General features: G+C 66.5%; 14 protein-coding genes. 10 read left to right on the forward strand and 4 right to left on the reverse strand.

Annotated features, from left to right (window positions below; genetic code table 11):
• The first annotated feature begins 68 nt into the window (after positions 1-68).
• The 3 genes from pstC to pstB are packed head-to-tail and all read left to right on the forward strand — an operon-like array spanning position 69 to position 2,854.
• Positions 69-1,022 carry a phosphate ABC transporter permease subunit PstC gene (pstC, locus tag GFD21_RS04320; RefSeq protein ID WP_318643732.1) on the forward strand — a complete coding sequence of 318 codons (954 nt, stop codon included), beginning with the start codon at positions 69-71 and terminating at the stop codon, positions 1,020-1,022.
• A complete protein-coding gene (gene pstA, locus GFD21_RS04325) occupies positions 1,022-2,014 on the forward strand; it encodes a phosphate ABC transporter permease PstA (protein WP_163196708.1) in 993 nt (330 codons plus the stop codon). Before pstC ends, pstA begins: the two co-directional genes overlap by 1 nt.
• Positions 2,015-2,074: 60 nt before the next feature.
• Positions 2,075-2,854 carry a phosphate ABC transporter ATP-binding protein PstB gene (gene pstB / locus GFD21_RS04330; RefSeq protein ID WP_034527981.1) on the forward strand — a complete coding sequence of 260 codons (780 nt, stop codon included), beginning with the start codon at positions 2,075-2,077 and terminating at the stop codon, positions 2,852-2,854.
• Between the two features lie 744 nt (positions 2,855-3,598).
• Here the strand turns inward: pstB and GFD21_RS04335 are convergent.
• Positions 3,599-4,993, reverse strand: coding sequence for an NCS2 family permease (locus GFD21_RS04335; RefSeq protein WP_163196709.1), 1,395 nt, complete (start codon positions 4,991-4,993; stop codon positions 3,599-3,601).
• A 209-nt stretch (positions 4,994-5,202) separates the two neighbouring features.
• Between GFD21_RS04335 and GFD21_RS04340 the strand changes: the two genes are divergently transcribed.
• From GFD21_RS04340 to GFD21_RS04365, 6 genes are all read left to right on the forward strand, one after another.
• On the forward strand, positions 5,203-6,018 hold the full coding sequence (locus GFD21_RS04340) for a hypothetical protein (RefSeq protein ID WP_163196710.1): 816 nt from the start codon (positions 5,203-5,205) through the stop codon (positions 6,016-6,018).
• Positions 6,019-6,429: 411 nt separating this feature from the next.
• The gene (gene rplJ / locus GFD21_RS04345; protein WP_163196711.1) at positions 6,430-6,951 is read left to right on the forward strand and encodes a 50S ribosomal protein L10; all 522 of its coding nucleotides are present in this window, start codon (positions 6,430-6,432) and stop codon (positions 6,949-6,951) included.
• Between the two features lie 128 nt (positions 6,952-7,079).
• Entirely contained in the window at positions 7,080-7,460 is a 381-nt protein-coding gene (gene rplL / locus GFD21_RS04350) for a 50S ribosomal protein L7/L12 (RefSeq protein WP_163196712.1), read from the forward strand.
• A 245-nt stretch (positions 7,461-7,705) separates the two neighbouring features.
• Positions 7,706-9,313: a variant leucine-rich repeat-containing protein gene (locus GFD21_RS10960; protein ID WP_318643733.1), complete on the forward strand. Its 1,608-nt coding sequence runs from the start codon at positions 7,706-7,708 to the stop codon at positions 9,311-9,313.
• Positions 9,314-9,320: 7 nt separating this feature from the next.
• Entirely contained in the window at positions 9,321-12,923 is a 3,603-nt protein-coding gene (locus GFD21_RS04360; protein ID WP_163196713.1) for a helicase, read from the forward strand.
• The gene (locus GFD21_RS04365; RefSeq protein WP_163196714.1) at positions 12,920-13,120 is read left to right on the forward strand and encodes a hypothetical protein; all 201 of its coding nucleotides are present in this window, start codon (positions 12,920-12,922) and stop codon (positions 13,118-13,120) included. Before GFD21_RS04360 ends, GFD21_RS04365 begins: the two co-directional genes overlap by 4 nt.
• Positions 13,121-13,258: 138 nt before the next feature.
• Here the strand turns inward: GFD21_RS04365 and GFD21_RS04370 are convergent, their stop codons facing one another.
• The 3 genes from GFD21_RS04370 to GFD21_RS04380 form a co-directional block, all read right to left on the reverse strand.
• Positions 13,259-13,999 carry an SAF domain-containing protein gene (locus tag GFD21_RS04370; protein WP_163196715.1) on the reverse strand — a complete coding sequence of 247 codons (741 nt, stop codon included), beginning with the start codon at positions 13,997-13,999 and terminating at the stop codon, positions 13,259-13,261.
• 422 nt (positions 14,000-14,421) lie between these two features.
• Positions 14,422-14,607 (reverse strand): FmdB family zinc ribbon protein, encoded by a 186-nt coding sequence (locus GFD21_RS04375; RefSeq protein ID WP_163196716.1) that lies wholly within the window; start codon positions 14,605-14,607, stop codon positions 14,422-14,424.
• A gap of 188 nt (positions 14,608-14,795) precedes the next feature.
• Positions 14,796-15,500, reverse strand: a complete 705-nt coding sequence (locus tag GFD21_RS04380; protein WP_163196717.1) for a 5-formyltetrahydrofolate cyclo-ligase — start codon at positions 15,498-15,500, stop codon at positions 14,796-14,798.
• Positions 15,501-15,542: 42 nt separating this feature from the next.
• Between GFD21_RS04380 and GFD21_RS04385 the strand changes: the two genes are divergently transcribed.
• The gene (locus tag GFD21_RS04385; protein WP_163196718.1) at positions 15,543-16,286 is read left to right on the forward strand and encodes a GNAT family N-acetyltransferase; all 744 of its coding nucleotides are present in this window, start codon (positions 15,543-15,545) and stop codon (positions 16,284-16,286) included.
• The last annotated feature ends 5 nt before the right edge of the window (positions 16,287-16,291 follow it).

The raw sequence follows: 16,291 nt of genomic DNA on the forward strand, positions 1-16,291 counted from the left end.
GCGGTCGTCACCCGTACATCCGTACACGCCATACACGCACAACGCACCATTTCCACTAAGGAGAATCCGTGAGTTCGCAAGACACGCCGGTCATGCAGCCGGCCGGTGGCAAAACGGCGGACAAGGTGTTCAAGGGCATCGCGTATGCCTGCGGCATCCTGATCCTCGTCGTGCTCGCCGCCGTGTTCCTGTTCCTCTTCTTCCGCGCGTGGCCCCTCATCGGCGGCGACCAGTCCGCCAACAGCGCCACCATCTCGAGCTTCACCGGCGGCAAGACCAACAGCTTCTGGGGCTACGTGCTCCCGCTGCTGTTCGGCACCGTGCTCGTCTCCATCCTCGCCCTGCTGATCGCGTTCTTCATCTCGATCGGCATCGCCCTGTTCATCTCGCACTACGCGCCGAAGAAGATCGCCACCGGCCTGAGCTACGTGGTCGACCTGCTCGCCGCCATCCCCTCCGTCATCTACGGTCTGTGGGGCGGCCTGATCCTCGTGCCGGCCATCTACCCGTTCTGGAACTGGGTGGCCACCTACCTCGGCTGGATCCCGCTGTTCGCCGGCCCGGCCGCCAACCCGCAGCGCACGGTCGCCACCGTGGCCGTCGTCCTGGCCGTCATGGTCCTGCCGATCATCACCTCCATGTCGCGCGACATCTTCCTCCAGACCCCGACCCTCCAACAGGAGGCCGCCTACGGTCTGGGCGCCACCAAGTGGGAGATGATCAAGCTGGCCGTGATCCCGTTCGGCAAGTCCGGCATCGTGTCCGCCTCCATGCTGGCCCTCGGCCGCGCGCTCGGCGAGACGATGGCCGTGTTGATGATCCTGTCCCCGGGCCTCACCTACTCCATCAAGCTGCTGCAGGCCTCCCAGAACCAGACCATCGCCGCGAACATCGCCGCGCAGTACCCCGAAGCGAACGATCTGGGCGTCTCCACGCTGATCGGAACCGGTCTGATCCTGTTCCTCATCACCTTCGTGGTCAACTACGCCGCCCGTAAGATCACCGAGAAAGCGAGCGTCTGATGGCTGAAGCAACCAAGAAGAAGAACCTCGACGGCGCGCCCGTCATCGACTTCGACAAGTTCCGTCCGACCCGCTCCTCGGAGAACTCCCGCAAGCGCAAGGACCTCTTCATGACCGGCCTGATCGGCCTGGCCTTCGTGATCGCCTGCATCCCGCTGGTCTCCGTCCTGTGGACGACCATCGTCAACGGCCTGAAGCGACTCAACCTCAACTTCCTGTCCTACAACATGACCGGCGTGGTCGGCGGCAACCCGACCCCGTCCGGCGGCTACGGCGGCGTGGTCCACGCCATCATCGGCACGCTGGAGATCACCGGCGGCGCCATGGTCATCTCCATCCCGATCGGCATCATGTGCGCCGTGTACCTCGTCGAATACGCGCACGGCGGCAAGCTCGCCATGACGATCTCCCTGCTCGTCGACGTGATGAGCGGCATCCCGTCCATCGTCGCCGGCCTGTTCGCCTTCTCGATGTTCACCATCGTGTTCGGCCCCGGCACCATCAACGGCATCGAGGGTTCCGTCGCATTGTCCCTGCTGATGCTGCCGACCGTGGTCAAGTCCTGCGAGGAGATGCTCAAGATCGTCCCGAACGACCTGCGTGAGGCCTCGCTGGCCCTCGGCGTCACCAAGCAGCGCACGATCACCAAGATCGTGCTGCGCACCGCCCTGCCGGGCATCGTCTCCGGCTGCATCCTCGCCATCGCGCGAGTGATCGGCGAGACCGCCCCGCTGCTCATGACCGCCGGCTACATCTCCAGCACCAACGTGAACCTGTTCTCCGGCCAGATGACCACCCTGCCGGTGTTCGTCTACCAGGAGTACTCGAAGCTCAACGCGAACTGCCCGGTCCACGCGACCTCCGCCTGCGTGCCGACCATCCCGATGGAACGCGCCTGGGCCGCCGCCCTCGTGCTGATCATCATCGTGCTGGTCCTCAACCTCATCGGCCGTCTCGTGGCGAAGGTGTTCGCCGTCAAGACGGAACGCTGACGCATCGCAATATCGCAATACAGACGACATCGCATCACATAGGAATCAAAAGGAAACATCATGGGACAACGCATTGACGTCAACCACGAGAACATCTACTACGGCGACTTCCTCGCCGTGGAGGATGTGAACATCAACATCGAGCCGAACAAGGTGACCGCGTTCATCGGACCGTCCGGCTGCGGCAAGTCCACCGTGCTGCGCACCCTGGACCGCATGCACGAGCTCATCCCCGGCGCCCACGTCGAGGGCGAGGTCCTGCTCGAGGGCAAGAACCTGTACGACAAGGACGTGGACCCGGTCTCCGTCCGCCGTGACGTCGGCATGGTCTTCCAGCGCCCGAACCCGTTCCCGACCATGTCCATCCGCGAGAACGTGCTCGCCGGCGTGCGCCTGAACAACAAGCACCTGAGCAAGTCCGACGCCGACGACCTCGTCGAGTGGGCCCTGCGCGGTGCCAACCTGTGGAACGAGGTCAAGGACCGTCTCGACAACCCGGGCATCGGCCTGTCCGGCGGCCAGCAGCAGCGTCTGTGCATCGCCCGCGCCGTGGCCGTCCACCCGCAGGTCGTGCTGATGGACGAGCCGTGCTCCGCCCTCGACCCGATCTCGACCCTGGCCGTCGAGGATCTGATCAACGAGCTCAAGGACGACTACACCATCGTCATCGTGACCCACAACATGCAGCAGGCCGCCCGTATCGCCGACTTCACCGCGTTCTTCAACCTGAAGGCCGTCGGCGAGCCCGGCCACCTGGAGTACTTCGCGGACACCACCACGATGTTCAACAACCCCCAGAACGAAGAGGCCGAGCGCTACATCTCCGGCCGCTTCGGCTGATCGCGCGACGGATATCGCCGTCATTTCCGGAAAGCCCCGCCGCATACACGTGCATCGCATATGTATGCGGCGGGGCTTTCCGGTTTCGGTGCGGGACGCCGCGCATGGATGCATGTATGGATGCGTGGATGTGTGAATGTGCGAATGCATGAATGCACGAATGCACGCTTATTCTTGACCGCCGCGACGGCTTCGGATGCATGCGTGAATGGATGCATGCACGAATGCATGAATGCATGGATGGATGCGTGGATGGATGGGATGCATGCGTGAATGCGGGAATGCATGGATGGATTCATGCATGCATTTCATGCGTGAATGCAGGCGTCATTCGTGGCTGGATTGTCCCTCGACGAATGAAAGCCTCGTTGCACGCGTCGAGGGACATATTTCGTTGCCCCTCGATGTGGTACGCGTCCTTTCTTTTATCGAGTGGCAAGCTTCCCGCGTTCCGTGAGAACGGGCTCACCATAATCCGCCATTTTCCAACAACCCAACGAAGCGCCTTCCCGGCTTGCAAGTCGTCCGTGTGCCCCTCGACGTTCAATCCCCGTGCAATCCGTGCCGAGGGGCAGGAATTCCTGCCCCTCCATGGATAAAACCCCAATCGCTATACCGAGGGGCAACATTCATTGCATGCGGCATGCAATCCGCATAAAAGCTCCTACGCCAAATGAAAGGGCCCGTGTCGTCCGCAGGAATCGGCGGACGACACGGGCCCTGGACGTGGCCGCGATCATACGATCACAGAATCGCCATGCACACGAAGTCGATGATGAACAGCGCGGCGACGGTCCAGATGATCGGATGGACCTCCTTGGCCTTGCCCTTGCAGGTCTTCACGATGCAGTACATGATGAAGCCGCCGGCGATGCCGTAGGAGATGGAGTAGGAGAACGCCATGAACGCGGTGGCGAAGAACGCCGGGATCGCATCCTCGATGCTCGTCCAGTTCACCTCCTTGAGGGACGCGGCCATCATGCAGCCGACGATGACCAGCACGCCGGCGGTCGCGGCGGACGGCACGGCGGAGATGATCGGCGCGAAGAAGATGGACAGCGCGAAGCAGATGGAGACGACCACGGAGGTCAGGCCGGTGCGGCCGCCCGCGGCGATGCCCGCGGAGGACTCCACATAGGTGGTGGTGTTCGAGGTGCCGAAGATCGCGCCGATGGAGGTGGCGATCGAATCGGCGAACAGGGCCTTGTCCATCTTGGAGGAGAAGCCGGAGCCGTTCTCCAGCGCCTTCTCGTCCTCAAGGGAGAAGATGCCGGTGCGGCGGCCGGTGCCGAGGAACGTGCCGAGCGTGTCGAACGTGTCGGACATGGAGAACGCGAAGATCGTCACGATCACGAGCGGCAGCTTCGCCGGGTCGGAGAACAGCGCCGGGAAGCCGTCCGCGGTGAAGATCGCGCCGAAGGTGGTCGGCAGTTCGGAGAACGTCTGCGACAGGGACTGGGAGGAACCGAAGTTGGTCACGCCGAACGGGATGCCCACCACGGTGGTGATGGCGATGGCGAGCAGCATGCCGCCCTTGACCTTCGTCACGGTGAACACGACGGCGAGCAGCAGGCCGATGAGGAACACCCACAGCACCGGGGTGTTGAACGTGGCGAGGCCCGGCGTCGCGGCGGTGGCGAGGCCCTTGCCGGCGGCCTTCGTGTCCTTCGGGGTGAAGGAGATCAGGCCGACGTTGAGCATGCCGACATAGGCGACGAACAGGCCGATGCCGCCGCCGATCGCCTGCTGCAGCTGCTCGGGGATGGCCATAATGATCATCTTGCGGATCTTGGTGACGGTGATGAGGATGTTGATCAGGCCGCACAGGAACACCATGCACATCGTCTCCTGCCACGTGAAGCCGAGACCGAAGCAGACGGTGTAGGTGAAGAACGCGTTGAGGCCCATGCCGGCGGCCTGCGCGTACGGCACGTTGGCGAACAGGCCCATGACGAGCGTGCCGATGATCGCCGCGATGATCGTGGCGAGGAAGACGCCGCCCCACGGCATGCCGGTGGACGACAGGATCTGCGGGTTGACGACGATGATGTACGCCATCGCGAAGAACGTGGTCAGGCCGGCCAAGATCTCGGTCGAGACCGTCGTGCCGTTCTCCTTCAAGTGGAAGAACTTCTCCATTGCTCTTTCTCTCTTTCCATGGGTTGTGCGGAGGCCGCGGCCTCCGGCGAGAATCGCGACTCGCCTTGCCCGCCGGATGCGCCGGAACCCGTCCGGGGCCAGTCCGGCTGGAGCCGTGGCCGATTATAGCGCGGGCGTATTGCGCGCGGCCGGTGCGCACGAGGCTAGACTGGTCGGCGGAACGACAGGTATCGCATGATGGGGGAGAGATGGGCAAGCCTTCGGTGGAGGTCTCGATTCGCGCGTGGAAGAAGAACGCGGTGAAGCCGGGCGAGGAGCGCGGTCGCGTGCTGCTCATGCCGGGCACCGGCTACAACTGCGACCGTCCGCTGCTGTACTGGTCGGCCCAGGCGTTGGTGGAGAACGGCTGGCGCATCGACCGCATGAACGTGCGCAACGCCTCCGACGACCTTTCCACGGTGATCCCGGTGCTCAACGAGGCGATCGATGGGTGGGTCGCGTCGGTCCGTGCCGAGGCGGCGAGGGCGCGCGCCGCGGCCGCCTCCGGCGACGCCGCCGAGTGCGCCGGTCCTGCGGCGTCCGCCCCGTCGCCGCGGCTGCTGCTCATCGGCAAGTCGCTCACGACGATGACCTATCCGCACGTCGCCACGACGTTCGGACTGCCGTTCGTGCTGCTCACCCCGGTGCTGCATCACGCCGACTTCGACCCGTCGGCGCGGGTGATCCCGGTGCCGCGCGTGGGCGACGACATCGTGGCCGAGCCGGACGCGCCGGCGGTCGACGTCGCGCGTGCGGTCGTCGACGGCGACGCCGCCGCGCTCGCGGGCGGCGAGGGCGAGCTGGAACGGTGGCGCACGTCGCGCTACCCCGGCCCGGCGCCGCTGGTGTGCGCCGGCACCGCCGATCCGTTCTACGACCGTGCGCGTGCGAACGCGCTCACCCCGCACGTGCACGAATACCCGGATGCGAACCATTCGATCGAGGTGCCCGGCCATTGGCGCCGTTCCCTCGACTATCTCAAGGAGGTCTCCGCCTCCGTCGCCCAGTACGCCGCGACGCTGTAGGGATCGTCACGGCGACACGCTGCCGGGCCGTGGGGCGGGGAATTGTCACGGCGACACGCTGCCGGGCCGTGGGCGGACAGCCCGGTGGGGTGTCCGTAGGTCCGGCCGAGCGGCGGCGACCGTGAGGCAGGAGATCGTCACGGCGACACGCCGTGTCCTTATCTGTCCGTGAATATGTCCGTGACCTCACGTAACTTATCCACTCGTAAACCACAGACCGTTGGTTGCAGGTGCGCGCAATCGCACTTGCCGAAGTTCGGCTTGCCGAGCCAGCGCAGGTTGAGAGATATAAGCCCATTTGCGGGCAGCCGGAAACGGCCTTATGTTGCTCTGCCTGCGTGCAGGGCTTTTTTTATTGCCCGGCGGGGTGCTCCGAACCTCAGGTCAACGGCCGACTTAGGAAGGAACGCCATGAAGAGGCCCGAAAAGGAAGCGGTGGTCGCCCAGCTTACGGCTCAGTTCCGTGACGCTGACGCGATCTACCTCACCGAGTACCGCGGGCTTACCGTTCCGCAGATCTCCGATCTGCGCGAGAAGCTAGGCCGCGATACTTCCTACACTGTGGCAAAGAACACGCTGGCACGCATCGCCGCCAAGGAAGCGGGCATCGAGGGTCTCGACGAGATTCTCGCCGGCCCGACCGCCATCACCTTCGTGAAGGGCGACTTCATCGAGGCTGCGAAGACCATCCGTGACTTCGCCAAGGAGAACAAAGCCCTCGTCATCAAGGGCGGCTATGCCGATGGCACCGTCTACGACGCCGAAGGCGCCACCAAGCTGGCGGATCTCAAGTCCCGCCCGCAGCTGCTCGCCGAGTTCGCCGGCGACATCAAGGCCACGATGTCCAAGGCCGCGTACCTGTTCAACGCTCTGCCGACCAAGGCCGTGCGTACGATCGATGCGCTGCGCGAGAAGCAGGAGAAGGCCGCCTGATTTCACTGTGGCGGGGGTTCGTCCCAGCCGCGTGAATCGAACGGTCATAACTGAAAAGAAACCAAGTTTTAGGTGACGGGCATCACCTCTTCATTCCGTCCGTCGCCAAAGATCGAAAGGAAGCCATAATGGCTAAGTACACCAACGATGAGCTGCTGGAAGCCTTCGGCGAGATGACCCTGGTCGAGCTCTCCGAGTTCGTCAAGGCCTTCGAGGAGAAGTTCGACGTCGAGGCCGCCGCCCCGGTCGCCGCCGTTGCCGCCGCCGCTCCGGGCGCCGCCCCGGCCGAGGAGGAGAAGGACGAGTTCGACGTCATCCTCTCCGCTGTTGGCGACAAGAAGATCCAGGTCATCAAGGCCGTCCGCGCCATCACCAACCTGGGCCTCGCCGAGGCCAAGGGCCTGGTCGACTCCGCTCCGAAGGCCGTCCTCGAGAAGGCCAAGAAGGAAGACGCCGAGAAGGCCAAGGAGCAGCTCGAGGCCGCTGGCGCTTCCGTCGAGCTCAAGTAATGAACGCGGCTGGGAAAGCCGCTTCCTATGCTTGACCGCGTAATCGCGAAGGGAACCCCGCATCTGACCATGTCAGGTGCGGGGTTCCTGCATAGTGGCCATGGCCGACTGGCCGGCCGGCGTGGCGTCCGTGCGGCCGGGCGGAGAATCTGTCGATTCGTCGGACGATAATGCGAACAAATGCGCCGTGGCATGACACAATAGGAAATAGTGCGTGAAATCCTCAGGAAAGGAAGGCCGACGCGGTGAGTGAGCAGACGGCGAGCCAGTGGCGATTGAAGGTCAGCGGCGGTGACCAGGTGAGCGTGCGCCCGGGCGAAAGCCTTGAAATCGGCCGCAAGCCGCTGCGTCCCCTGCCCGACGAGGGCATCGCACGGCTTGAGATTGACGACGCCACCAAATCCATGTCGAAGCGCCATGCCCGGTTCTCCGTGGCCGAGGACGGCAGCGCGGTGCTGCGCGACCTCGATTCGACCAACGGCTCCTACGTCGTGAACGAGAAGGGCGAACTCCTGCGCATGCCCGCCGGCCGCGACGTGCCGCTGTCCTCCTCGCCGATGCGCATCCAGTTCGGCGACGTGCCGATCGACTTCGTGCGCATCGAACCGGATACGCGCCCCGTGGCCCAGGTCTCCAACCTGTTCGAATACTCCACGGCCAACACCGTGCGTCAGGAACCGGAGGCGGCGGACATGTCCGTCGACGAGATCCTCGACCTGCGCGCCGGCGAGCCGACCACCGTGTTCAACGCGCAGCACGCCCGTCACGCCGCCGTTTCGCCGCTCGCGCGCATCGCCGACATCGAGCCGGTCACGTTCGCGCCGATCACCCACACCGATCCCGATCCGTCCATCGTCGCCGTCGACCCCGCTCAGGCGTCCGACATGCCCGTCGAGGACGATGCGGCCCCCGCCGGAACATCTGGCGATGCCCATGATGACGCCTCCCGGGCCGTGCGGGATGCGCAACCCGTCCCCGCGCACGAGGACCCGTTCGCCGACGCGGACGACGCCGCGACGGTCGTGTTCGACGATCCCGCCGCGGGCGCCATCGTGCCCGCCGGCGCCGCCGCGGCCGAACCCGTCCATCCCGTTCCCGCGGTGCTGCCTTCCGATTCCTCCATCGACGAGCCGCCGGCCGATTCGATGCCGCTGCGCGTCGTCGACCCGTTGAAGCCGAGTCTGCCGCGCGACCTGTTCGCCGACGCGATGACCGCCTCCTCCGACGCGATGAAGGCCGTGCAGCCGTCACAGGCCAACGCCTCCACGGACAGGACCACCCCGATCGTCGTGGCCGCGGCCCCGACCGCCGAGGAGGTCGTCGCCGGCGAAACCGCCGTGTCCCAGACGCCGACGACACCCGCCGCGGACGATGCCGCGGCCCCCGGGACCGCCGTCCCGGCCGCATCCGGAACGACCGCCGACGAACCCGTCCGCACCGAAGCGCCCGCCGATCCACGCGCCGTCACCTTCGTGCCGATGAACGCCGCCGGCGACGCCACGGCCGTCGCGGCGTCCGTGACCCCCGATGAGACGGACGCGACCGGCGTCTACACGCCGGCCTTCGAACCGGGATCCGTGTTCGAGAAAGTCTCCAACGGCGAATTCGACAAGCCGCAGGCCCCCGTCGTCGAGGTCGACGGGATGACCTCCGAGGACGCCCGCCACACCACCGACATGACGTTGCAGTTCGAAATGGCGCGTCACGCCGAGCTGCTGCCCTTCCTCGCGATGAACCCGGCGCTGTACGATGACCTGTACGCATGGCTCGCGGCGCAGGGCGACCGTGACATCGACGAAGCGCTCGCCCACAACGCGGGCTACCAGGATTACCGTGAAGCGGTAGGAAAGTGAGCGGACGATGAGTGCACAACCCACGCTCGACCGTCTCCAGCAGTGGCACGACCAGTACCGCGCCTCGCTGGTGCCATCCCCGTTGGAGAACATCAGCCAGCTCTCCGCGCAGCTCGACCTGACCCACGCCCACCCCTCGGGCATCGCCCAGCTGTTCGCCTCCGGGCACGTCACCCTGGAATCGCTGTTCCGCGACAACGGCATGCTGCGCGCCGCCGAACGCCGTCTGGGCCGCGTGCTCGAAGACCGCGGCGCCCGCAAGCGCATGAGCGGCGTGGCCGAACTGTCCCTCGTCGTGGGCGTCGCCACCTGGCGGGGCAACGCGCTGCCCGTCCTGCTCTACCCGGTCGAGGCCGTCTCCTCGGACACGCCCGGCCAGTCGTCGATCACCTTCACCGGCAACGTGTCGCTCAACGCCTCGTTCGTGTCCGTGATGCACTCGGCCGGCGTCGACATCGACGAGGAATACCTGTTCGACGGCTCCCACTACGCCTCCGGCACGCCCGAGACCTCCGCCGTGTTCGGCACGATCACCGAACAGGCCAAGCGCGCGATCGGCGACTTCTCCATCGAGCGCCATATCATCCTCGGCTGCTTCATGGAACCCTCCGCGCAGGTGCTCACCGAAACGCAGCGCATCATCGACAGGCTCGGCGACGGTCCGAGCGGCAACCCGCTGCTCGACGCGCTCGCCGGCGACAAGGACGCCATCGAGGCGTTGCGCGGCGCTCCCATTCCCGACTACAGCCCGTTCGACGCCGACCCGCACACCGAATACGAGGTGGGTGACGTCGACAACACCGTGCGCTATGCGGCGCAGCTCGCCGCCGCCGGCCATTCCATCGCCATCGACGGCGCGCTCGGCCGTGACACCGCCGAACAGGCGGCGGCCATCGCATCGCGTTGCGTGATGAACGGCCGCACCGTCCTGTACGCGCCGGGCGTGGCCGAACAGAAGCGCCGCTTCATGCAGGTCATGCGCGCGAACGAGATGCAGGGCCTGCTGCTCGACATCGCCGACGAACGGGCGAACGCCAGCATCGATCGGCAGCTCATCACCGCCGTCGGATTCCAGTCCGGCGTCGCCACCCAGCATTTCGACCAGCTGGCCGACGAACTCGTCGGCGTGCGCTCCCGTCTGACCCGCTACTTGGGCGACCTGCACGGGGTGAGCGAGAAGTGGGGCGTGTCCGCCTACCAGACCATCCAGAACCTCGCCGCGATCTCCGTGGCGCCCACGCATCCGGCCACGCGCGTCAGGCTCACCGAGACGACCGCGCGCCAGGTCGCCGGCCACATGGACGAGTGGACGAAGAAGCTCGAACGCGCCGGCGAGGTCGGCGAATACACGATCGGGCCGAACGACACCGCATGGTACAAGGCCTCGCTCACCAGCGAGAAGGAGGCGGTGAACGCCTACCAGCGGGTCGTCGACCTGCTCGAGAAGGTGCTGCCCGCCGTGCGCGAGCACGTCTCCGCCACCGTGCAGGCGTGCGGCTTCCCCGTGCCCGCCACGGCGCGCGACTGGAGCCGCCAGATCATCGTGCTCAAGAACCTGCGCCGCGTGCTCGACGTGTTCCAGCCGGAGATCTTCGAACGCGACGTCGATGCGATGATCGAGGCCAGCAAGCCGAAGGCCGACCGCAAGGCCGAAGGCACCACGATGGGCTTCTGGGAGCGTCGCCGCCACCTGCGCGAGGCCAGGTCGCTGCTGCGCGTCGGCGCCCAGGTCGAGGACCTGCACGCCGCACTCGTCGTCGTCAGGAAGCAGTCCGAGCAGTGGCACACGCTCGTGCCGCACGGCGGATGGCCCGTCCTGCCGCCCAAGCTCGACCAGATGATCGCCGCGCAGGAGACCATGTCCGCCGACATGACCGCGCTCGACGCGGTGCTCAGCACCACGCCGCAGGGCGGCGAACTCGAGACCCGCGACTTCAACGAGGTCGAGGCCCGGCTCAAGGCGCTCCTCGAGGACCACAAGGCCCTCGACGACCTGCCCGAACGCTGCCGGCTCGAGAACGAGTTCCAGCAGGTCGGCCTCAACGACCTCGTCGCCGACTTCACCAACCGCCGCATCGACCCCACGGCCGTGGGCGCCGAACTCCAGCTCGCCTGGTGGACCACCGTGTTCGAGGACATCGTGCGCTCCTCGCCGATCATCTCGAACCAGGACGGCTCGGTGCTCGCCAACGCCACCGAACGCTTCGAGCAGGTGGACGTCGAACACGTGCGCTCCATCGGCCCGATGGTCGCCCAGGAGTCCATGCGCCGCCTGTGCGACCTGCTGTTCGCCCGCACTCAGGAGGCGAACCTCCTGCACACGCAGCTCGCCGGCCGCACCCACCTGTCGCTCGACCGCATCCGCCGCGACCACGCCGAGATCTTCGCCGCCGCCAAGCCGATCCTCATGGCCACGCCCGACACGCTCGCCTCGCTCACCGAGGCGAAACCGCTCGCCGACGTCGCCATCATCGACGCCTGCGCGCACATCCCGCCGATCCAGCTGCTCAGCATCGTCGTGCGCGTCAAGCAGGTCGTCGTCATCGCGCATCGCGGCACCGTCACCTGCATGGGCCTCAAGCAGCTCATCAACGCCCTGCCCGTCGTCGAGGTCAAGTCGCATCCGGTGCGCCGCGCGCCCGTCCTGAGCGAATTCCTCGAATCCGAAGGCTACGGCGCCGTGCGCTACGACGTCACCACCGAGGGCGCCCGCGGCCATGTGGCCTACCACAAGATCGACGACGCCAACGGCACGCCGGTCTTCTCCACCGGGCTGGTCGAATCCAGCCAGCAGGAGATCGACGCGGTCGTCAGGCTCATCACCGAACGTGCCGCCGGCTTCGCCATCGTGCCCGCCAGCTACATGCTCACCGTCGTCACGCTCACCGACGTGTTCCGCGTGCGTCTCGGCTCGGAGCTCAAGCTCCTGGCCGCCAAGGACAAGTCGATGAACAGCTTCCTGCGCCACGTGCGCATCGTCGGCATCCGCGAGGTCGCCGGCGCCCAGGCCACCGACGTGATCCTGTCGCTGTGCTATGCGAAGACCGCGCACGGCAGGCTCCTGCAGCAGTTCGGCGCGCTCGAGGACATCGGCGGCCGCGGCATGCTGCTCGACGCGCTGGCGCTCGCCGACCGCAACGTCGACATCGTCTCCGCGTTCTCCTCCGACGAGATGGAGGATGAACGCATCCACACGCCGGGCGTGAAACTGCTCAAGACCATGCTCGTCTGGGCCGAGCACCTCGCCGACGAGGACGCGCACCCCGTGGAGCTCGCCTCCGGCAAGAACACGCTGTTCAACGACCTGGCCGACCGCATCCGCGCACGCGGACTCGACGTGGCCATCGACTACGGATTCGACAAGGGGCTGACCATCCCGATGGTCGTGGGCCTCAAGGACAAGCCGTACGCGTTGGCGGTGCTCACCGACGACGCCGGCTACATGTCCATCCAGTCGACGCGTGAACGCCACCGCATGCTCACCGCCGACCTGATGACGCTCGGCTGGTCCGCCATCACCGTGTGGAGCGTCGGCGCGTTCGTCAACCCGGAGAAGGAAGTCGACCGCATCGTCGCCAGGGTCGGCGAAATGTACCGGGAGGTCCAATGAGCGAGTATTCGCCCACCCGCCGCACGCCGCGTAAACACAAGCGCGTCGTGCGCGAGGGGACCGAACGGTTCGACGCCGACGGCGTCAAGCTCGAGCCTGCCGACATGATGACCGAACGCCAGCGCGAGGCTGACGACGACAAACGCATCCTCGGAGAACTGCCGCCTCATTGGGCGGTGTTCAACGACAAGCGTTGACCCCACCCAATGAGGCGGCCTTCGCGGCCGTCCATGGTGCGGCCGCTCACTTCGCCTACGGAAAGCCCACAGGGCTTTCCGCTTGACGGCTCAGCCCATTGGGCGGTGTTCAACGACGGGCGTTGACGCCTTTGCTTTTCAGCGCATGACGGCGACCACGGCTCCGAGTTCGGCGGACGCCATCACACGCAACGCCGCATCCGGCGGCATGGCCAATGGGATGACGGCGGCACCGGAGCCGCCTTCGTCGGCGGCCGCCCGCGCCATGACGAGCGTCTCCTCGGCCAGCGTGCACGGACGTACGCCGTCCGTTCCCGCCGGGGCCGTCACATCCGTGCCCGCGTAGCCGGTATGACCGGCATCGTTTCCTCCATCCGCATCCTCCTTATCACCGTTCGTATCGTTCCCGCCGTCGACTTCGGCACCGCAGCCCACGGCCGACACCAGCGACACCATGTCGCCGGGGATCAGACGCGACGCGTCGTTCGCCACACGCACCTCGAGCACCGTCATGCCGGAAGGCACGACCGGCGCGTCGCGGGCGTTCGTGGGGAACAACGGCTGATACGCCATCAGATCCGTCTGCGCCACACGCCCCACCGCATCCCGACGGTCCGACAAGGCTCCGGACACGACGGGGGAGTAGGGCGCTTCGACGATCCTGACATCGCCGTCACGGATCACGTTCCCGCGTTCCACGTCGCGGGAAGCCACCACCACGGTGGTCTTGGACGTCATCGCGTCCAGCGAGGTCAGCACCAGCACCACGGCGAAACCGGAACACAACGCCATGACCAGCCGCATCAGCCGGGCACGCGCGCGTTTCGCGGCCAACGTGGGGCGGGTGAGCCTCGCCCAAGGCATCCTGAACCTCGTCATACCGCCATGGTCGGGTATGGGGGAGCGGGTGCGCAATCCGTGCGACCAATGTGTACAGAGCTACCCCTACGAATCTTCACACGTTGTTCGAACGCCCGGGTGAGCGGGGTATTCCGGAACCCCGGGGGGCCGAAATACCCTCATGCCCTCATACGACCGGCCACACGGTGCCCACGCGTTGGTCCCCATCCCCGGGCGTCGCGCGGATATGAAAAACCGCACCTTCCGATTCGCCAAGGCCGAAGCAATTCGGCCCGACGATCGGAAGGTGCGGTCCAAGCCCGGTTCCAGTCATCCGGGGAGAGGCGATGCGCTCCCCGGATCGGGGACGGGTAAGCACAATGGGTAAGCACGATGGCCCCGTCATCCGGGGATGCCGCCCGATCGGACGGCCATACCGCCTATTCGGGCGGCAGTCCGGCTCACTTCTTGCCGGAATCGGTGCGGTAGAAGCCGCTGCCCTTGAACTCGATCGGCACGGCGGAGAAGATCTTGCGCACCTGCTCCTCATGGCACTCGGGGCAGACGGTGATCGGGGCGTCGTCGAACGACTGGCGCTCGGTGAAATCGTATCCACAGCTCTTGCAACGGTAATGATAGGTAGGCAACGTGTTCCTCCAACAGACGACGATCCTGCCCGGAAACGTTCCGGGGCGCCCGCATGTCCGATGTTCATGACATTCGCAGGCCCCGCGCGATCCGGTGTATGCAACCGTACATATCCTAATCGTCCATGCGACACGTTCCGCCGTCGCCGAACGCCCGGCGACCACGATGCGGACATCGCCTGGAAACGTCAGAACATCGTCAGGCCGTCCGGCGTGAGCACGCCGTCGACCGGCAGGTCGTGCGCCTCCCTGGGCAGGGGCTCCTCGCCGCGCCCGCGCACCTCCCACGGCCAGCACACCGCGATGACCGCCGCGCCGGGCGCACGATGCTCCAGCGCCCGGTCGTACCATCCGCCGCCGCGTCCCAGACGCGTGCCCGAGGCGTCCACCGCCAGCGCCGGCACCAGGATGAGCGAGGCCTCTCCCAGCGCATGGGCGTCCAACGCGCCCACCTCCGGCTCGTCGGGCCGGTGATGACCGGCCCCCGCGTCCATGGCGCGAAGCTCGTCCATGTCGTGCAGCTCGCCCCAGCCGACATCCAGACCCGCGCCCAGCATCGGCACCAGCACGCGCCTTCCGGACTCCAGCAGTGCGCCGAGCAACGGACGCAGCTCGATCTCCGACCCCATCGAGACGTACGCCGCCACCGTCCCCGGCCCGTCCGCGAACGTTCCGGTGCCGATCCCGGCCCCGGTCTCCCCGGTCTCGGCATCTCGGGCCGTGGCCTCTCCGTTCTCACTCTCCTCGACCGTGGCGGCCCCGGCCATCGCACCCAACATCTCGTCCAACAGCCCGCGCAACCGTTCCCCGGCTCGTTCGCGCTCCGACGGCGGCACCGTTTTGCGACGGGCGATCGCGGCGTGGCGCAGCTCGCGTTTCGTATGTGCTTCCATGACGGCCAGCATACGACCGCGGTTTTTCGGCGGCGTGGCACAATGGTGGGCGTGTCAGTTTTCCAGACCCTCCGCCACGCGTTCGCCCCGGCCGACCCGAACGCCATCCGCGTGCCCGTCGTCCTCCACGCGCCGGCCGGCCTCCCGCCGATCACGCTGCGCACGATGAGCGCCGACGACGAGGACGAATGGAACGAGGTGCGGTGGGGCAACGACGCATGGCTCAAACCGTGGGAGTCCGGCGATCCGATGCACGGCCCGGGCATCACCTTCAACCAGTGGCTCGCCATGCAGCGTCGCAACGAGGACCGTGGCGCCGGGGTCGTGCTGCTCATCGAATACCGCATGCGCATCGTCGGCCAGATCTCGATCGGGGCGATCACCTACGGCGCCATGCGCACCGGCGTGGTCGGCTACTGGGTGGCGCAGGACCACGCCGGGCTCGGCATCGCCCCCGCCGCGCTCGCCATGCTCGCCGACTGGGCGATAGGCGACCCCACCGGCCCGCGGCTGCACCGGCTCGAGATCGCCATCCTGCCGGACAACGCCCGTTCGCTCGCCGTGGTGCGCAAGGTGGGCGCACGCCACGAAGGCCTGCGTCCCTTCTACATGTACGTCGCGGGCCGGTGGCGTTCGCACGAGACCTTCAGCCTGCTCGCCGAGGACATGGGGGAGGGGTTCGCGGCACGCCTCGCCGCACGGCCCGCGACGCGCCGTTCCGGGCCCGAGCCCCCCGACACGCCATCCCCCAATGCGGTGAATGTGCCGCCCCTCTCCTATTCTTGAGTGTT

The organism is Bifidobacterium platyrrhinorum (genome assembly GCF_010667645.1).
GTDB lineage: Bacteria > Actinomycetota > Actinomycetes > Actinomycetales > Bifidobacteriaceae > Bifidobacterium > Bifidobacterium platyrrhinorum.

Bases quoted from the DNA above. Each gene is read 5' to 3' on its own strand.
- pstA (WP_163196708.1), top strand. From the start codon at position 1,022: ATGGCTGAAGCAACCAAGAAGAAGAACCTCGACGGCGCGCCCGTCATC.
- pstB (WP_034527981.1), top strand. From the start codon at position 2,075: ATGGGACAACGCATTGACGTCAACCACGAGAACATCTACTACGGCGAC.
- GFD21_RS04335 (WP_163196709.1), bottom strand. From the start codon at position 4,993: ATGGAGAAGTTCTTCCACTTGAAGGAGAACGGCACGACGGTCTCGACC.
- GFD21_RS04340 (WP_163196710.1), top strand. From the start codon at position 5,203: ATGGGCAAGCCTTCGGTGGAGGTCTCGATTCGCGCGTGGAAGAAGAAC.
- rplJ (WP_163196711.1), top strand. From the start codon at position 6,430: ATGAAGAGGCCCGAAAAGGAAGCGGTGGTCGCCCAGCTTACGGCTCAG.
- rplL (WP_163196712.1), top strand. From the start codon at position 7,080: ATGGCTAAGTACACCAACGATGAGCTGCTGGAAGCCTTCGGCGAGATG.
- GFD21_RS04360 (WP_163196713.1), top strand. From the start codon at position 9,321: ATGAGTGCACAACCCACGCTCGACCGTCTCCAGCAGTGGCACGACCAG.
- GFD21_RS04365 (WP_163196714.1), top strand. From the start codon at position 12,920: ATGAGCGAGTATTCGCCCACCCGCCGCACGCCGCGTAAACACAAGCGC.
- GFD21_RS04370 (WP_163196715.1), bottom strand. From the start codon at position 13,999: ATGACGAGGTTCAGGATGCCTTGGGCGAGGCTCACCCGCCCCACGTTG.
- GFD21_RS04380 (WP_163196717.1), bottom strand. From the start codon at position 15,500: ATGGAAGCACATACGAAACGCGAGCTGCGCCACGCCGCGATCGCCCGT.
- GFD21_RS04385 (WP_163196718.1), top strand. From the start codon at position 15,543: ATGGTGGGCGTGTCAGTTTTCCAGACCCTCCGCCACGCGTTCGCCCCG.